Source organism: Pseudomonas sp. 3HC3, from assembly GCF_044904505.1.
Lineage (GTDB): Bacteria > Pseudomonadota > Gammaproteobacteria > Pseudomonadales > Pseudomonadaceae > Aquipseudomonas > Aquipseudomonas putida_Y.
This window is the reverse complement of sequence record NZ_JADDRH010000015.1, coordinates 42154-57709: the sequence shown is the minus strand read 5'-3', so window position 1 is coordinate 57709 and position 15556 is coordinate 42154. Positions and strand designations below refer to the sequence as shown.

The following is a 15556-nucleotide window of genomic DNA, read 5'->3' as shown; positions in this document are numbered from 1 at the left end:
CCTGGAGATTGGCATGCATTCGCACACCCCTCGCATCGGCATCATCGGCAGTGGCGCTATCGGTGGCTTTTATGGGTTGATGCTGGCCCGGGCCGGTTTCGATGTGCATTTTCTGCTGCGCAGCGAGTATCAGGCCGTTTGTGAGCATGGGCTGAGCCTGGACAGTGCAGTGCATGGCGCACTGCAGATGAGGGTGCAGGCTTATGCCAGTGCCGCCGACATGCCGCCCTGTGACTGGCTCTTGATCGGGGCCAAGGCCACCAGCAACGAGCAGTTGGCACCGTTGATCGTCCAGGCCGCTGCGCCCGGCGCCAAGGTGGTGCTGTTGCAGAACGGCCTGGGGGTAGAGGAGCAGCTGCGTCCAGCCTTGCGTAGCGATATGCACCTGCTCGGCGGCCTGTGCTTCATCTGCGTCAACCGCGAGGCACCAGGTGTCATCCGTCACCAGGCTTTGGGTGCGGTCAATCTGGGGTATCACAGCGGGCCGGCCAGCGATTGCGGTGTCGCGCTGGTAAATGAAGGTGCTGGGTTGTTCCGGGCGGCGGGGATCGACTCGCAGGCCATGCCGAACCTGGCCTTGGCGCGCTGGCAGAAGCTGGTGTGGAACGTGCCTTACAACGGGCTGTCAGTGCTGCTGGGGGCCAGCACCACGCCACTGATGGCCGACAGCAGTACCCGCGCGTTGATACAGGCCTTGATGGCCGAGGTGGTGCAGGGCGCGGCAGCTTGTGGCCATGTGCTGCCTGAGGGCTATGCCGAGCACTTGCTCCAGGTGACTGAGCGCATGCCCGACTACTGGCCGAGCATGTATCACGACCACACCCACAAACGCCCGTTGGAGCTGGGGGCCATCTATGCCGAGCCGCTGGCACGCGCACGGGCGGCAGGCTGCAGCCTGCCGCGCATTGAGATGTTGTACCAGGCGCTGAGTTTCATCGACCGCAGCAATCGGCCTGCCTGAGGGTGGCCGAGACTTCGGTGGGGCCCTGCAGCCCACGGCAGCAGCGCGCCGGACGGCAAAGCGAGCGTCCGGCGCGCTGCTAAGCTGAAGCTTGCTCTGCCGCTGCGGCAGTCGAGGAGGTCGAATGATCCGCTCCATGCTGTACGCCACCGACCTCGGTGTCTACGCCCCTTTCGTGATGCAACACGCGCTGGCGCTGGCGCGCACGTTCAGTGCCGAGCTGTATGTGATCCACGCGGTAGAGCCGATGGGCCAGTTCGCTGAATCTCTCCTGCAAAGTTACCTCGATGAGCAGACGCTCGACCAGTTGCACAGCCAGGGGGTGAATACCGTGATGGCAAACATAGAGCAGCGTGTGCTGGAAAACTTTCGTGACGAGTTGGGCGAAGAGGCTGACCTGGCGGTGATCAAGGCCGTGCGGGTGCGTCAGGGTGACCCGGCGCAGGTGATTCTCGACCAGGCCCAGCGGCTAAGCGTCGACCTGTTGATATTCGGTAGCCACAGTGCGGGTGCCGGGGTGGATGTACCGTTGGGGCGCACGGCGGTACGGCTGCTGCAGCTGTCGCCGGTGCCCGTGTACATGGTGCCCTTGGCGCAGCATCTGGGGCGTAGGAAAGCATGAAGATAGGTGTAGGCCGTTTCCGTGGGCATGTAACAAAATAGTTCTAGATTTATTTCAGAAACCACTAATATAGTTATATATCGTCGCTGCCTGCTGCCGCGGACTCATCGCTGAACCGAGGGAAACCTATGAAGCTTCAACAACTGCGCTACATCTGGGAAGTGGCGCACCATGACCTCAACGTCTCCGCGACGGCGCAGAGCCTGTATACCTCCCAGCCAGGTATCAGCAAGCAGATCCGCCTGCTCGAAGACGAATTGGGTGTTGAAGTCTTTGCCCGCAGCGGCAAGCATCTGACACGTGTTACCCCGGCCGGTGAGCGCATCATCAATACCGCAGGCGAAATCCTGCGCAAGGTCGAGAGCATCAAGCAGATTGCCCAGGAATTCTCCAACGAGAAGAAGGGCACGCTGTCCATCGCCACCACCCACACCCAGGCGCGCTATGCGTTGCCGCCGGTTATCAGCAGCTTCATCAAGCAGTATCCGGAAGTGTCCCTGCACATGCACCAGGGTTCGCCCATGCAGATTGCCGAGATGGCTGCGGACGGTACGGTCGACTTCGCCATCGCCACTGAGGCGCTGGAGCTGTTCGGCGACCTGATCATGATGCCGTGCTACAAGTGGAACCGTTGCGTCGTGGTGCCACAAGGTCACCCGCTGGCCAAACTGCCGAAACTGACCTTGGAAGCGGTCGCCGAATACCCGATCGTCACCTACGTGTTCGGCTTCACCGGGCGCTCGAAGCTGGATGAGGCTTTCAATCACCGCGGCCTCACGCCAAAAGTGGTCTTCACCGCGGCTGACGCCGACGTGATCAAGACTTATGTGCGCCTGGGGCTGGGCGTGGGTATCGTTGCCGGCATGGCTGTGGACGCCAAGCTCGACAGTGACTTGGTGGCGCTGGATGCCAGTGAGCTGTTCGAAGCCAGCATCACCAAGATCGGCTTCCGTCGCGGTACCTTCCTGCGTGGCTTCATGTGCGACTTCATCGAGAAGTTTGCCCCGCACCTGACCCGTGAAGTGATGGCCAAGGCCATTCAGTGTCATAACAAGCAAGAGCTGGAAGAATTGTTCGACGGCGTCGAGCTGCCGGTGCACTGATTCGGGAATGCTGGGGCCGCTGTGGGAGTAACTGTCTAGCTCAATTTCTAAAAGCTGGCGCGATCCCTGTGGGAGCGGGCTTGCCCGCGAACACGGGCGAAGCCCGTGCCATCCACCGCGGTGTCTTCTTCGCGGGTAAACCCGCTCCTACAGAGCGCCAGGACTAGCTCAAGCCTTGCTGATCAGGTTGCCTGCATGCAACCCGCATTCCTTCTGCGTCGACTCTTCCCACCACCAGCGCCCTTCACGTTCATGCTGGTTTGGCAGCACCGGGCGGGTGCACGGCTCGCAGCCAATGCTGATGAAGCCACGCTCGTGCAGGCTGTTGTACGGTAGCTCCAGCATGCGGATATAACCCCATACCTCTTCACTGCTCATCTGCGCCAGTGGGTTGAACTTGTACAGCGTGCGCTCAGGCGTGGAGAAGGCGCTGTCGATTTCCAGTGCTGCCACCTGGCTGCGGGTGCCGGGGCTTTGGTCGCGGCGCTGGCCGGTAGCCCAGGCGCTGACGGTGGCCAGCTTGCGTCGCAGTGGCTCGATCTTGCGAATGCCGCAGCACTCGCCATGGCCGTCCTTGTAGAAGCTGAACAGGCCCTTTTCCTTGACGAACGGGTCGAGCTTGGCGCGGTCGGGGCTGAGGATCTCGATCGGCAGGTTGTACTGTTCGCGTACCTGGTCGATGAACCGGTAGGTCTCCGGGTGCAGGCGCCCAGTGTCGAGGCTGAATACCTTTACCTGCTTGTTCAGCTTCCAGGCCATGTCGACCAGCACCACATCCTCGGCGCCGCTGAAGGAGATCCACAGGTCATCACCGAAGTGCTCGAAGGCAAGCTTGAGAATGTCCTGCGGGGACTTGTTGGCATAGGTCGCGGCGAGGGCGGCGACGTCGAAGGGTTGGCTCATCAGGCGGTTTCCATCTTGGCTGTGGCGCTGTGCGCTCGTAGTAGGGGGATGGTAACAAAAAATGCGGTCTGGAAGGGCTCACAAGCCCTGCAGGGTCTGCATCAGCACCCGCACTTTGGCTATCGACTCTTCATACTCGGCCTGCCACTGCGAGTCGGCTACCACTGCGCCGCCGCCCCAGCAACTGACTTGGCCATCTTTGATCAGCAAGCTGCGAATGGCGATCGAACTGTCCATTTCGCCGCGCACATCCACATACAGCAGCGAGCCGCAGTACAGTGCGCGGCGCGATGGTTCCAGTTCGTCGATGATCTGCATGGCGCGGATTTTCGGTGCGCCGGTGATCGAGCCGCCCGGGAAGCTGTCGCCGATCAGGTCCAGCGCATCCTTGTCGCTGGCCAACTGGCCGGTGATGCTGCTGACCAGATGGTGCACGTTGGGGTAACTCTCCAGGCTGAACAGTTCCGGTACCTTCACTGAGCCGATCTCACACGTGCGCCCAAGGTCGTTGCGCAGCAGGTCGACGATCATCAGGTTTTCCGAGCGGTCCTTTGGGCTGTGCAGCAGCTCTTCGGCATTACGCTTGTCTTCAGCCGGGTCGCTGGCGCGCGGGCGGGTGCCCTTGATCGGCCGGGTTTCCACCTGGCCTTGGTTGACGCGGATGAAGCGCTCGGGCGAAAAGCTCAGCAGGGTACTGCCGTCGGCCAGTTGCTGGTAGCCGGAGAAGGGTGTCGGGCAGGCCTGGCGCAGGGCCTGGTAGGCCCGCCATGGATCGCCTTGGCAGGGCGCGCGAAAGCGTTGAGTGAGGTTGATCTGGTAGCAGTCGCCGGCCTGGATGTAGCGCTGTACTTGGTCGAACGCTGTTTTGTACTGCTCGGGCTCCAGGTCGCCGGCCATCGGCGCGAGCAGCCGGAAGTCGCCGATGGTGGCGCTGGTGTCCTGGAATAGGTTGATCAGGCGTTCGCGTTCGTCGCCAGCCAGGCTGGGATGGAACACCAGCTGGCTGGTGCCAAGCAGATGATCGCTGACCAGCGCCCAGGCATATAGGCCCAGTTGTGCGTCAGGCAGGCCGAGGTCGTCCACGGCCAGACGTGGCAGGTGTTCCAGGCGGCGGCCGAAATCGTAGCTCAGGTAGCCGATCAGGCCGCCGGCGAAGGGCAGTTCTACACCGTTGGGCAAGTCGGCGTGGCCCAGTTGTGCCAGGCCAGCGCGCAGGCGCTGGAGGAAGACGCGGCCATCTTCATCGGGTTGCGCCTTCAGGTGTTGCAGCGGCCAGGCGCTTATCAGGTCGAAACGACCGCGCTCGGCGCCGGGGCGGGCGCTGTCGAGCAGGATCGCACCGGGTGCCTGGCGCAGGTGGGCGAAATAGGCGGCAGGGTCGGGCTGGTAGGGCAGGGGGTGTAGCGTGCAGGTCGGCATCAGTATGGACGGCGATGTAAAAGCGAGGAGGGCGATTGTAGACCTGTGCAGGAAAAGCGCCTAGCGCTGGGTACGACATTCAACATTGTGTTTGGCCCGTACGCAGCACAAGGTAGCGCCTGCAGGTCGAGCGAAGCGCTTGAGTCCAGTGCAGTGCTTGCAGGCGCAACCTTGTGCTGCGAATGGGCTGCAAGGCAGCCCCTGTATTTCAGCGGTTAGGCACATGCCCGAATAGACCCTGTGCTACCCGTACCCGCTGCTCGGCGTCTTCGGTCACACCCTCCTTGGCCAGTGCTTCGATGTGTGCCTCGATGGCATGGGTGCGCTGAGTCAGGCCGCAATCGTTGGCAATCTGGATGTTCAGCCCCGGGCGGGCGTTGAGCTCCAGAATCAGCGGGCCTTTCTCCTGGTCAAGCACCATGTCCACGCCGATATAGCCCAGGCCACACAGTTCATAGCAGCCAGCGGCCAGTTTCATGAAGCCGTCCCAGTTCGGCAGTTGCACGCTGTCCACCGCGTTGGTGGTGTCCGGGTGCTTGCTGATGATGTTGTTCAGCCAGGTGCCGCGCAGGGTCACGCCGGTGGCCAGGTCGACACCCACACCGATGGCGCCCTGGTGCAGGTTGGCCTTGCCGCCGGACTGACGAGTCGGCAGGCGCAGCATGGCCATCACCGGGTAGCCCATCAGCACGATGATGCGGATGTCCGGCACGCCTTCGTAACTGATGCTCTTGAATATCTGGTCCGGGGTCACGCGGTACTCGATCAGCGCGCGGTCGCGGTGCCCGCCGAGGGAGTACAGCCCGGTGAGGATGCTGGAAATCTGGTGCTCGATTTCCTCGTGGCTGATGATCTTGCCCGACACCGTGCGGTAGCGGTCCTCGAAGCGGTCGGCGATTACCAGAATGCCATCACCGCCGGCGCCTTGCGCCGGCTTGATGACGAAATCGCTGCGCCCGCCAATGATCTGGTCGAGCTTCTCGATCTCTTTTTCAGTCTCGATGATGCCGTACATTTCCGGCACATGGATGCCGGCCGCCAGTGCGCGCTCTTTGGTGATGATCTTGTCGTCGACGATCGGGTACAGGTTGCGCTTGTTGTACTTCAGCACATAGTCCGCGTTACGCCGGTTGATCCCCATGATGCCCCGGGCCTCCAGGGCTTTCCAGGTCTTGATCAGGCCAAACATCAGGAGTCAGCCTTGTTCAGGAAGGCTTTGAAGCGCACGAGCTCGGTCAGGCGGTAGCCGCGATAGCGGCCCATCGCCAGCATGAAGCCCACCAGGATCAGCAGCACCGCCGGGAAGGTGAACACGAAGTACACCAGTTCCGGCACCATCATCAGCAGGTGTGCCAGGGATGCTGCGAACAGGGTGCCGATGGCCACTTTCATGGCATGGCCGCCACCACGCTCCTCCCAGGTGATCGACAGGCGTTCGATGGTCATGGTCAGGATCACCATCGGGAACAGCGCTACCGACAGCCCGCGTTCAAGGCCCAGCTTGTGGCTGAACAGACTGATGGCGGCAATCAGCACCACGACAAAGGTCAGTACCACCGACAGGCGTGGCAGCATCTGCAGCTTGAGGTGTTCCAGGTACGAGCGCAGCGACAGGCCCAGGGCAGTGATCACCGTGAACAGCACAATACCGAAGCCCAGCTGGGTTTCGCGGAACGCCAGGGCGATCAGCACCGGGGTGAATGTGCCCAGGGTCTGGATGCCGATCAGGTTGCGCAGCACCAGAATCACCAGCACGCCGATCGGGATCATGACCATGATCATGAAGGTTTGCTGGGTTTGCAGCGGCAGGCCGTACAGCGAGTACTCGAGGAAGTCGGCGTCAGTGTTCTCGTCGGTCAGCTTGGCCAGGCGGATGGCGTTCATCTCGCTGTTGTTCATGCTGAAGGTGACGTTGGCCTTCTTGCCGCCATCAATGGTGATCAGGTTGTCGTCACCGGTCCACCACAGCAGGCGGTCGCTCGGCAGGCCTTGCTCACCGGTGTCCGGGTTGAAGTACAGCCAGTCGTCGCCGTTGAAGCTGCGCAGCCACAGCTCCGGGGTCTGCGGGGTGTCGGCCAGCAGGCGGATGGTGTGCACTTTCTCCATCGGCACGTGGGCGATCGACAGCAGCAGGTCGATGACCTGGGCCTTCTTCATCGCCGAAGTGTCGCCGGCCAGCAGCAGCTTGACGTTGTCGTCGTTGAGGTTGTTGACCCGCTTGATGGTCTCGCTGACGAAGGTCTCGACGTCGGCCGAGTGCTGACGTATAGGCGCCATCAGGGCTTCGGCGGCGATCTTCTCGGGGCCTTCGACGGCCAGACTGTCACGGAAGGTCGGGCCTTTGACCTTGCTCTTCTCGCTGCTGTAGCGCTTGGTCAGTACCAGGCGGTAGTAGAGGGTCTGTTTGCCACTGGCGCGACGTGCCGACCAGGTAACCTTGCGGTTGCCGTCGGCACGGTTGATGCTGACCCCGTAGTTGTTGGAAATGAAGCTCTCGTTGAGGCTGACGTAGTCGCGGTTCAGCGGTGGCACGAACATCTGCACCTTGACCGGGTCCTTGCTGCTGGCCACGAACTCGACCTTGGCGTCGATGTTCCACAGGTCGTCGGTTTCATCCTCGGTCACCGGGATGCCGAGCACGAAGATCTGATAAGCCGTGACCGCCACGCCCAATAGCACCAGCACGGTGATCAGGACTTTCAGATGGAGGGTAAGAGAGCGCATCGGGATTACTCTGCTTTGGGAGCGTCGGTGGCACAGGCAGGTTTGCCGGCCGCGTATTTAAGGCTTGGGTCAACCAGTGCGTCGAAGTGCTTGAGCGCCTCGGAGCCGATCAGCAGCGGGAACTGGAAGGCGCTGCGGTCGGTGAGGTTGACTTCGATGGTGCGCCTGGCCTGGCCCATGCAGATTTCGAGTTCGATGACCGGGCGGGCCGTGTAGGCCTTGCCCGATTCGGCATCATAGTCGCCGGCTCGGCGCTTGATCTTGCTGACGCGTGCCAGTGGGCGTTCGATCGGGTGCGAATGGGCCGCATCAATGGCGAGGTAGAAGCGTACCCAGCTTTCGCCATTGCGCTTGAACCGCTTGATGTCGCGGGCACTGAGCGACGCGGTCTTGGCACCGGTGTCGAGCTTGGCGGCCACTTCCAGGTCCAGGTCGCCCAGATGCGCGTATTCGTTGAGACCATACACGGTCTTGCCCGCAGCCTGGCCAAGGGCCGGCAGCAGGGTGAGGCACAGCAGCAATAAAACGGGTGTAAGTCTCATATTCCTGGCGCGGTGCATTGCAAGGTTCTAGGCAAGGTTCAGGTCAAGGTGACTGGCAATTACTGCGCAAGCTTCCTCGTTTATCTGTCAGCAAGCATGAATGCATGACAGACAGGCTATCCATACCCCATTGGAGGCGCGGCATTCTATCACGCCGACGTCTTGACGCCAGCGGTGCGCGATCTGACAGCGTTGAAGTGGTGTTAGTTCGCGATTAGACGATTGTCGACAATGTTCATTTTGTCTTTGACTTGCTGGTCTGGATTGGCTAGTTTTTGACGAATGGTTTTAAAAGGTGTCGACAATATGCAGGACCTTTCCACCCCCGGCCCGGTGCTGACAGACGAAACGGAAACCCTCTCCGAAAACGTCTTCCGGCGCATCCAGGCGGCCATTGTCAAGGGTGATATCGCCCCCGGCAGCAAGATCTCCGAGCCGGAACTGGCGCGCACCTATGGCATCAGCCGCGGGCCGCTTCGCGAGGCTATCCACCGCCTTGAAGGCCAGCGCCTGTTGGTGCGCGTGCCGCATGTGGGGGCGCGGGTGGTATCGCTAAACCACGCCGAACTGATCGAGCTGTACGAAATTCGCGAGTCGCTCGAAGGCATGGCCTGCCGCCTGGCCGCCGAACGCATGAGCCAGGCCGACATCGACGAACTGCGCCGGGTGCTCGACACCCATGAGCGCGATGCCGCGTTCCAGGCCGGCCTGGGCTACTACCAGCAGGAAGGCGACTACGACTTCCATTACCGGATTATTCAGGGTAGCGGCAACCAGACCCTGGTCAAGATGCTCTGCGGCGAACTGTACCAATTGGTGCGCATGTACCGTATCCAGTTCTCCGCCGCGCCCAACCGGCCACGCCAGGCCTTTGCCGAGCACCATCGCATTCTTGATGCCATCGCCGACCGTGACGGCGAACTGGCCGAACTCCTGATGCGTCGTCACATCGGCGCGTCCAAGCGCAATATCGAGCGTCACTACCTGGACGCCCACAACAACAGCACACGAGGTGAGAAATGACAGTGAAGAGCACCCCCGGTCAGCGTTTCCGTGACGCCGTTGCCGCTGAACATCCGCTGCAGGTGGTTGGCGCCATCAACGCCAACCATGCCCTGCTGGCCAAGCGTGCCGGCTTCAAGGCCATCTACCTGTCTGGTGGCGGCGTGGCCGCCGGCTCCCTGGGCTTGCCAGACCTGGGCATCACTGGCCTGGACGACGTGCTCACCGACGTGCGTCGTATCACCGACGTGTGCGACCTGCCGCTGCTGGTGGATGTCGACACCGGCTTCGGCGCTTCGGCCTTCAACGTTGCCCGTACCGTGCGCTCGATGAGCAAGTTCGGCGCTGCCGCCATCCATATCGAGGACCAGGTTGGCGCCAAACGTTGTGGCCACCGTCCCAACAAGGAAATTGTCAGCCAGCAGGAAATGGTCGACCGTATCAAAGCTGCCGTCGATGCCCGCAGCGATGACAGCTTCGTGATCATGGCGCGTACCGACGCGCTGGCCGTCGAAGGCCTGAACGCCGCCCTGGACCGTGCCGAGGCGTGCGTCGAGGCTGGTGCCGACATGATCTTCCCGGAAGCCATCACCGAACTGCAGATGTACAAGACTTTCGCTGATCGGGTGAAGGCACCGATCCTGGCCAACATCACCGAGTTCGGTGCCACGCCGCTGTACACAACCGAAGAGCTGGCCTCGGTCGATGTTTCGTTGGTGCTGTACCCGCTGTCGGCGTTCCGTGCCATGAACAAGGCGGCTGAGAACGTGTACACCGCGCTGCGCCGTGACGGCACGCAGAAGAACGTGATCGACACCATGCAGACCCGCATGGAGCTCTACGATGCCATTGGTTATCACGCCTTCGAGCAGAGCCTCGATGCACTGTTTGCCCAGAAGAAGGGCTAAGCGCCAGCGCCCGAATTAGCCAGAAAGCATCCATAACAAGTTCAAGAAAGGAGAAACACCATGGCCGAAGCAAAAGTACTCAGTGGCGCAGGCCTGCGTGGCCAGGTGGCCGGCCAGACTGCACTGTCGACCGTGGGCCAGGCCGGTGCCGGGCTGACCTACCGTGGTTATGATGTGCGCGACTTGGCCGCCGGTGCCGAGTTCGAAGAAGTCGCCTACCTGCTGCTGTACGGCGAGCTGCCAACCCAGGCCGAGCTGGCCGACTACAAGCACAAACTCAAGGGCCTGCGTGACCTGCCGCAAGCCTTGAAGGAAGTGCTTGAGCGCATCCCGCGCGATGCCCACCCGATGGACGTCATGCGTACCGGTTGCTCGGTAATGGGCACCCTCGAGCCAGAACTGACCTTCGAAGCCCAGCGCGACAAGACTGATCGCCTGCTGGCGCTGTTCCCGGCCGTGATGTGCTACTGGTACCGCTTTACCCACCATGGCGTGCGCATCGACTGCACCAGTGATGAAGACACCCTGGGTGGTCATTTCCTGCACCTGCTGCACGGCAAGAAGCCGAGCGAGCTGCACGTCAAGGTCATGAACGTGTCGTTGATCCTCTACGCTGAACACGAATTCAACGCCTCGACCTTCACTGCTCGCGTCTGTGCCTCGACCTTGTCTGACTTGTACTCCTGCGTTACCGCAGCCATCGGCTCGCTGCGTGGCCCGCTGCACGGCGGTGCCAACGAGGCAGCGATGGAACTGATCGAACGCTTCCAGAGCCCGCAGGAAGCCACCGCCGAGCTGCTGCGCATGCTCGAGCGCAAAGACAAGATCATGGGCTTTGGCCATGCCATCTACAAAGAGTCCGACCCGCGCAACGAGGTGATCAAGGGCTGGTCGAAACAGCTGGCTGACGAAGTGGGTGACAAGGTGCTGTACCCGGTTTCCGAAGCCATCGACAAGACCATGTGGGAGCAGAAGCGCCTGTTCCCCAATGCCGACTTCTACCATGCCTCGGCGTACCACTTCATGGGCATTCCGACCAAGCTGTTCACCCCGATCTTCGTCTGCTCGCGGCTGACCGGCTGGGCGGCGCACGTCTTCGAGCAGCGCGCCAACAACCGCATCATCCGCCCGAGCGCCGAGTATGTTGGCGTCGAGCAGCGCCAGTTCGTGCCGATCGAGCAGCGCTGAATAGCTACAGAGAGGCAGCCCGTTTCCCTTGTGGGAGCGGGCGTGCCCGCGAATGCGCTCGACCGGGCAACCCTATTGCACCTGCTGACGCATTCGCGGGCACGCCTGCTCCCACAGGTACGGTGAAACCTTCCGATTCCTGTGACCGAGCCTGATTCCATGATGAACACTGCATACCGCAAGCACCTGCCAGGCACCGACCTGGACTATTTCGATGCCCGCGCGGCGGTCGAGGCGATCAAGCCCGGCGCCTACGACGGCTTGCCTTACACGTCCCGCGTGCTCGCCGAGAACCTGGTGCGCCGCTGCGACCCTGCTACGCTCGATGCCTCGCTGAGCCAGCTGATCGAGCGCAAGCGCGATCTCGACTTCCCGTGGTTCCCGGCCCGCGTGGTGTGCCATGACATCCTCGGTCAGACTGCGTTGGTCGACCTTGCCGGCCTGCGTGACGCCATTGCCGACAAAGGCGGCGACCCGGCCCAGGTCAACCCGGTGGTGCCGGTGCAGCTGATCGTCGACCACTCGCTGGCCGTCGAGTGCGGTGGTTACGATCCGCAGGCCTTCGAGAAGAACCGCGCCATCGAAGACCGCCGCAACGAAGACCGCTTCCACTTCATCAATTGGACCAAGAAGGCGTTCAAGAACGTCGACGTGATCCAGCCGGGCAACGGCATCATGCACCAGATCAACCTGGAGAAGATGTCACCGGTGGTCCACAGCGACCACGGCGTCGCCTACCCGGACACCTGCGTCGGCACCGACAGCCACACGCCGCATGTCGATGCACTGGGTGTGATCGCCATCGGCGTAGGCGGTCTGGAAGCCGAAAACGTGATGCTCGGCCGCGCCTCCTGGATGCGCTTGCCGGAAATCGTCGGCGTCGAGCTGACTGGCAAACTGGCCCCGAACATCACTGCCACCGACCTGGTCTTGGCCCTGACCGAGTTCCTGCGCAAGCAGAAAGTGGTCGGTGCTTACCTGGAGTTCCATGGTGAGGGTGCACGTGCCCTGACCTTGGGCGACCGCGCCACCATTTCCAACATGGCCCCGGAATACGGCGCCACTGCGGCGATGTTCGCCATCGACCAGCAGACCATCGACTATCTGCGCCTGACCGGCCGTGAAGAGCAGCAGGTCAAACTGGTGGAAACCTACGCCAAGGCCACCGGCCTGTGGGCCGACAGCCTGGGCGCTGCCGTCTATGAGCGCACCCTCAGCTTCGACCTGTCGAGCGTGGTGCGCAACATGGCCGGTCCGTCCAACCCGCACGCCCGTGTCGCCACCAGCGACCTGGCCGCCAAGGGCATTGCCGGCAACTGGGAAGAGGTGCCGGGGCAAATGCCTGACGGTGCGGTGATCATCGCTGCCATCACCAGTTGCACCAACACCAGCAACCCGCGCAACGTGATTGCTGCAGGCCTGATTGCACGCAATGCCAACAGGCTGGGCCTGGCCCGCAAACCGTGGGTGAAGTCGTCGCTGGCGCCCGGCTCCAAGGCCGTGCAGCTGTATCTGGAAGAAGCTGGCCTGGAGAAAGAGCTGGAGCAGCTCGGCTTCGGCATCGTCGCCTTCGCCTGCACCACCTGCAACGGCATGTCCGGTGCCCTTGACCCGGTGATTCAGCAAGAAATCATCGACCGCGACCTGTATGCCACTGCCGTGCTGTCGGGTAACCGCAACTTCGACGGGCGTATCCACCCGTATGCCAAGCAGGCCTTCCTCGCCTCGCCACCACTGGTGGTCGCCTATGCCATTGCCGGCACCATCCGCTTCGACATCGAGAAGGATGTGCTGGGCGTGGTCGATGGCAAGGAAATCCGCCTGAAGGATATCTGGCCCAGTGATGAAGAGATCGATGCGGTGGTGCGTGCAGCGGTCAAGCCGGAGCAGTTCCGCAAGGTTTACATCCCGATGTTTGCCATCGAGGAAGACCGTGGGCCGAAGGTGGCGCCGCTGTACGAGTGGCGCCCCATGAGCACCTACATTCGTCGCCCGCCATACTGGGAAGGCGCCCTGGCCGGCGAGCGCACGTTGCGTGGCATGCGCCCGCTGGCGGTGCTGCCGGACAACATCACCACCGACCACCTGTCGCCGTCCAACGCCATCATGCTCGACAGCGCCGCCGGTGAATACCTGGCGAAAATGGGCCTGCCGGAAGAGGACTTCAACTCCTACGCCACTCACCGGGGTGACCACCTGACGGCCCAGCGCGCCACCTTCGCCAACCCCAAGCTGTTCAACGAAATGGTGCGCAACGACGATGGCAGCGTGAAGCAGGGCTCGCTGGCGCGTATCGAGCCGGAAGGCAAGGTTACCCGCATGTGGGAGGCGATCGAGACTTACATGCAGCGCAAGCAGCCGCTGATCATCGTTGCGGGTGCCGACTATGGCCAGGGCTCGTCGCGCGACTGGGCGGCCAAGGGCGTGCGCCTGGCGGGTGTCGAGGCAATTGTCGCCGAAGGCTTCGAGCGCATTCACCGCACCAACCTGGTAGGCATGGGCGTGCTGCCGCTGGAGTTCAAACCGGGCACCGACCGCAAGACCCTGGGCCTGGATGGCAGCGAGACCTATGACGTGCTGGGTGCGCGTACGCCACGGGCGACCCTGACCCTGGTGGTTACCCGCGCCAATGGCGAGCGCCTGGAGGTGCCGGTGACCTGCCGTCTGGACACTGCCGAGGAAGTGTCGATCTATGAGGCGGGCGGGGTGCTGCAGCGCTTTGCCCAGGACTTCCTTGAAGCGACCGCCTAACCAAGAGCAGCGCGGTCCTCTGTAGGCGCGATTAAGCCCGCGCCTACAGAGGCTGTGCAAGACAGGAATTGAACATGGCACATGTACCGCAAGTGAAAATCCCCGCCACCTACATCCGCGGCGGCACCAGCAAAGGCGTGTTCTTCCGCCTGCAAGACCTGCCCGAGCAGGCGCAAATTCCAGGCCCCGCCCGCGATGCGCTGCTGTTGCGGGTAATCGGTAGCCCCGACCCTTACGGCAAGCAGATCGACGGCATGGGCGGCGCCACGTCGAGCACCAGCAAGACCGTGATCCTGTCGCAAAGCATCAAGCCCGAACACGATGTCGACTACCTGTTCGGCCAGGTCAGCATCGACAAGGCCTTCGTCGACTGGAGTGGCAACTGTGGCAACCTGTCCGCTGCGGTCGGTTCGTTTGCCATCAGCAGTGGCCTGGTCGACCCGGCGCGTATTCCGCGCAACGGTATCGCCACGGTGCGTATCTGGCAGGCGAATATCGGCAAGACCATCATCGCCCACGTCCCGATCACTGAAGGTGAAGTGCAGGAAACCGGCGACTTCGAGCTGGACGGGGTCACCTTCCCGGCGGCCGAGGTGCAGCTGGAGTTTCTCGACCCTGCTGCCGATGAAGACGGCGGTGGCGGTGCCATGTTCCCCACCGGCAAGCTGGTCGATGACCTGGAAGTGCCGGGGGTCGGCACGTTCAAGGCAACCTTGATCAATGCCGGTATCCCGACCATTTTTGTCAATGCTGCCGATATCGGCTACACCGGTAGCGAACTACAGGACGCCATCAACGGCGACCCGCAGGCGCTGCTGCGTTTCGAGACCATCCGCGCCTATGGCGCCGTGCGCATGGGGCTTATCGACAACGTCGACCAGGCTGCCGGGCGTCAGCACACGCCGAAAGTGGCGTTCGTCGCACCGCCGAGCACCTACACTGCGTCCAGTGGCAAGGCGGTGCAGGCCGGTGATATCGACCTGCTGGTGCGGGCCTTGTCGATGGGCAAGCTGCACCATGCCATGATGGGTACGGCTGCGGTGGCAATTGGCACTGCGGCGGCCATTCCGGGCACGCTGGTCAACCTCGCCGCTGGCGGGGGCGAGCGCAGCGCTGTGCGTTTCGGTCATCCTTCGGGCACCCTGCGGGTCGGGGCCGAGGCGCGCCAGGTGAATGGTGAGTGGACGGTAACCAAGGCAATCATGAGCCGCAGTGCTCGCGTGCTGATGGAGGGCTGGGTTCGCGTGCCTGGCGACAGCTTCTAACGCACCACTGGCGCTCGGCTTTAGTTCGTTGGGGCCGCCAAGCGGCCCTTCGCGGGCTTGCCCGCTCCCACAGGGTAACCACAGGTTCTGAATGCCGTGGTCAACCTGTGGGGGCGGGCAAGCCCGCGAAGGGCTGCTCAGCAGCCCCGGCAATTCTGAAGGGAGCTG

13 protein-coding genes are annotated in these 15556 nt (G+C 62.4%); 8 read left to right on the top strand and 5 right to left on the bottom strand.

Annotation, left to right across the window (positions count from 1 at the left end; genetic code table 11):
* Nucleotides 1-13: 13 nt before the first annotated feature.
* From INQ47_RS18710 to cysB, 3 genes are all read left to right on the top strand, one after another.
* Nucleotides 14-961: a putative 2-dehydropantoate 2-reductase gene (locus INQ47_RS18710; protein WP_404702308.1), complete on the top strand. Its 948-nt coding sequence runs from the start codon at nt 14-16 to the stop codon at nt 959-961.
* A 124-nt stretch (nt 962-1085) separates the two neighbouring features.
* Nucleotides 1086-1583 (top strand): universal stress protein, encoded by a 498-nt coding sequence (locus INQ47_RS18705; RefSeq protein WP_021782885.1) that lies wholly within the window; start codon nt 1086-1088, stop codon nt 1581-1583.
* Between the two features lie 128 nt (nt 1584-1711).
* Nucleotides 1712-2686, top strand: a complete 975-nt coding sequence (gene cysB / locus INQ47_RS18700) for an HTH-type transcriptional regulator CysB (RefSeq protein WP_252458288.1) — start codon at nt 1712-1714, stop codon at nt 2684-2686.
* 168 nt (nt 2687-2854) lie between these two features.
* Here cysB and INQ47_RS18695 read toward each other — a convergent pair whose 3' ends face one another.
* The 5 genes from INQ47_RS18695 to INQ47_RS18675 form a co-directional block, all read right to left on the bottom strand.
* Nucleotides 2855-3589, bottom strand: coding sequence for a phosphoadenylyl-sulfate reductase (locus INQ47_RS18695; RefSeq protein WP_003250299.1), 735 nt, complete (start codon nt 3587-3589; stop codon nt 2855-2857).
* Between the two features lie 78 nt (nt 3590-3667).
* Complete coding sequence (gene pabB / locus INQ47_RS18690) at nt 3668-5008, bottom strand: aminodeoxychorismate synthase component I (RefSeq protein ID WP_404702307.1); 1341 nt, start codon at nt 5006-5008, stop codon at nt 3668-3670.
* 208 nt (nt 5009-5216) lie between these two features.
* On the bottom strand, nt 5217-6197 hold the full coding sequence (locus INQ47_RS18685; RefSeq protein ID WP_404702306.1) for an alpha-L-glutamate ligase-like protein: 981 nt from the start codon (nt 6195-6197) through the stop codon (nt 5217-5219).
* Entirely contained in the window at nt 6197-7732 is a 1536-nt protein-coding gene (locus INQ47_RS18680) for an inactive transglutaminase family protein (RefSeq protein ID WP_252459465.1), read from the bottom strand. Before INQ47_RS18680 ends, INQ47_RS18685 begins: the two co-directional genes overlap by 1 nt.
* A 5-nt stretch (nt 7733-7737) precedes the next feature.
* The gene (locus INQ47_RS18675; protein WP_021782881.1) at nt 7738-8274 is read right to left on the bottom strand and encodes an ATP-dependent zinc protease; all 537 of its coding nucleotides are present in this window, start codon (nt 8272-8274) and stop codon (nt 7738-7740) included.
* 306 nt (nt 8275-8580) lie between these two features.
* Between INQ47_RS18675 and INQ47_RS18670 the strand changes: the two genes are divergently transcribed.
* The 5 genes from INQ47_RS18670 to prpF all read left to right on the top strand — a co-directional run bounded on the left by INQ47_RS18670 (nt 8581) and on the right by prpF (nt 15388).
* The gene (locus INQ47_RS18670; RefSeq protein WP_404702305.1) at nt 8581-9297 is read left to right on the top strand and encodes a GntR family transcriptional regulator; all 717 of its coding nucleotides are present in this window, start codon (nt 8581-8583) and stop codon (nt 9295-9297) included.
* Nucleotides 9294-10184: a methylisocitrate lyase gene (gene prpB, locus INQ47_RS18665; protein ID WP_012053054.1), complete on the top strand. Its 891-nt coding sequence runs from the start codon at nt 9294-9296 to the stop codon at nt 10182-10184. The genes INQ47_RS18670 and prpB overlap by 4 nt, the downstream gene beginning before the upstream one ends.
* A 60-nt stretch (nt 10185-10244) precedes the next feature.
* Entirely contained in the window at nt 10245-11372 is a 1128-nt protein-coding gene (prpC, locus tag INQ47_RS18660; RefSeq protein WP_021782879.1) for a 2-methylcitrate synthase, read from the top strand.
* A 162-nt stretch (nt 11373-11534) separates the two neighbouring features.
* Complete coding sequence (gene acnD / locus INQ47_RS18655; protein WP_103444071.1) at nt 11535-14123, top strand: Fe/S-dependent 2-methylisocitrate dehydratase AcnD; 2589 nt, start codon at nt 11535-11537, stop codon at nt 14121-14123.
* Between the two features lie 74 nt (nt 14124-14197).
* Nucleotides 14198-15388 carry a 2-methylaconitate cis-trans isomerase PrpF gene (prpF, locus tag INQ47_RS18650; protein ID WP_021782877.1) on the top strand — a complete coding sequence of 397 codons (1191 nt, stop codon included), beginning with the start codon at nt 14198-14200 and terminating at the stop codon, nt 15386-15388.
* Nucleotides 15389-15556 lie beyond the last annotated feature (168 nt).

Bases quoted from the DNA above. Each gene is read 5' to 3' on its own strand.
- INQ47_RS18710 (WP_404702308.1), top strand. From the start codon at position 14: ATGCATTCGCACACCCCTCGCATCGGCATCATCGGCAGTGGCGCTATC.
- INQ47_RS18705 (WP_021782885.1), top strand. From the start codon at position 1,086: ATGATCCGCTCCATGCTGTACGCCACCGACCTCGGTGTCTACGCCCCT.
- cysB (WP_252458288.1), top strand. From the start codon at position 1,712: ATGAAGCTTCAACAACTGCGCTACATCTGGGAAGTGGCGCACCATGAC.
- INQ47_RS18695 (WP_003250299.1), bottom strand. From the start codon at position 3,589: ATGAGCCAACCCTTCGACGTCGCCGCCCTCGCCGCGACCTATGCCAAC.
- pabB (WP_404702307.1), bottom strand. From the start codon at position 5,008: ATGCCGACCTGCACGCTACACCCCCTGCCCTACCAGCCCGACCCTGCC.
- INQ47_RS18685 (WP_404702306.1), bottom strand. From the start codon at position 6,197: ATGTTTGGCCTGATCAAGACCTGGAAAGCCCTGGAGGCCCGGGGCATC.
- INQ47_RS18680 (WP_252459465.1), bottom strand. From the start codon at position 7,732: ATGCGCTCTCTTACCCTCCATCTGAAAGTCCTGATCACCGTGCTGGTG.
- INQ47_RS18675 (WP_021782881.1), bottom strand. From the start codon at position 8,274: ATGAGACTTACACCCGTTTTATTGCTGCTGTGCCTCACCCTGCTGCCG.
- INQ47_RS18670 (WP_404702305.1), top strand. From the start codon at position 8,581: ATGCAGGACCTTTCCACCCCCGGCCCGGTGCTGACAGACGAAACGGAA.
- prpB (WP_012053054.1), top strand. From the start codon at position 9,294: ATGACAGTGAAGAGCACCCCCGGTCAGCGTTTCCGTGACGCCGTTGCC.
- prpC (WP_021782879.1), top strand. From the start codon at position 10,245: ATGGCCGAAGCAAAAGTACTCAGTGGCGCAGGCCTGCGTGGCCAGGTG.
- acnD (WP_103444071.1), top strand. From the start codon at position 11,535: ATGAACACTGCATACCGCAAGCACCTGCCAGGCACCGACCTGGACTAT.
- prpF (WP_021782877.1), top strand. From the start codon at position 14,198: ATGGCACATGTACCGCAAGTGAAAATCCCCGCCACCTACATCCGCGGC.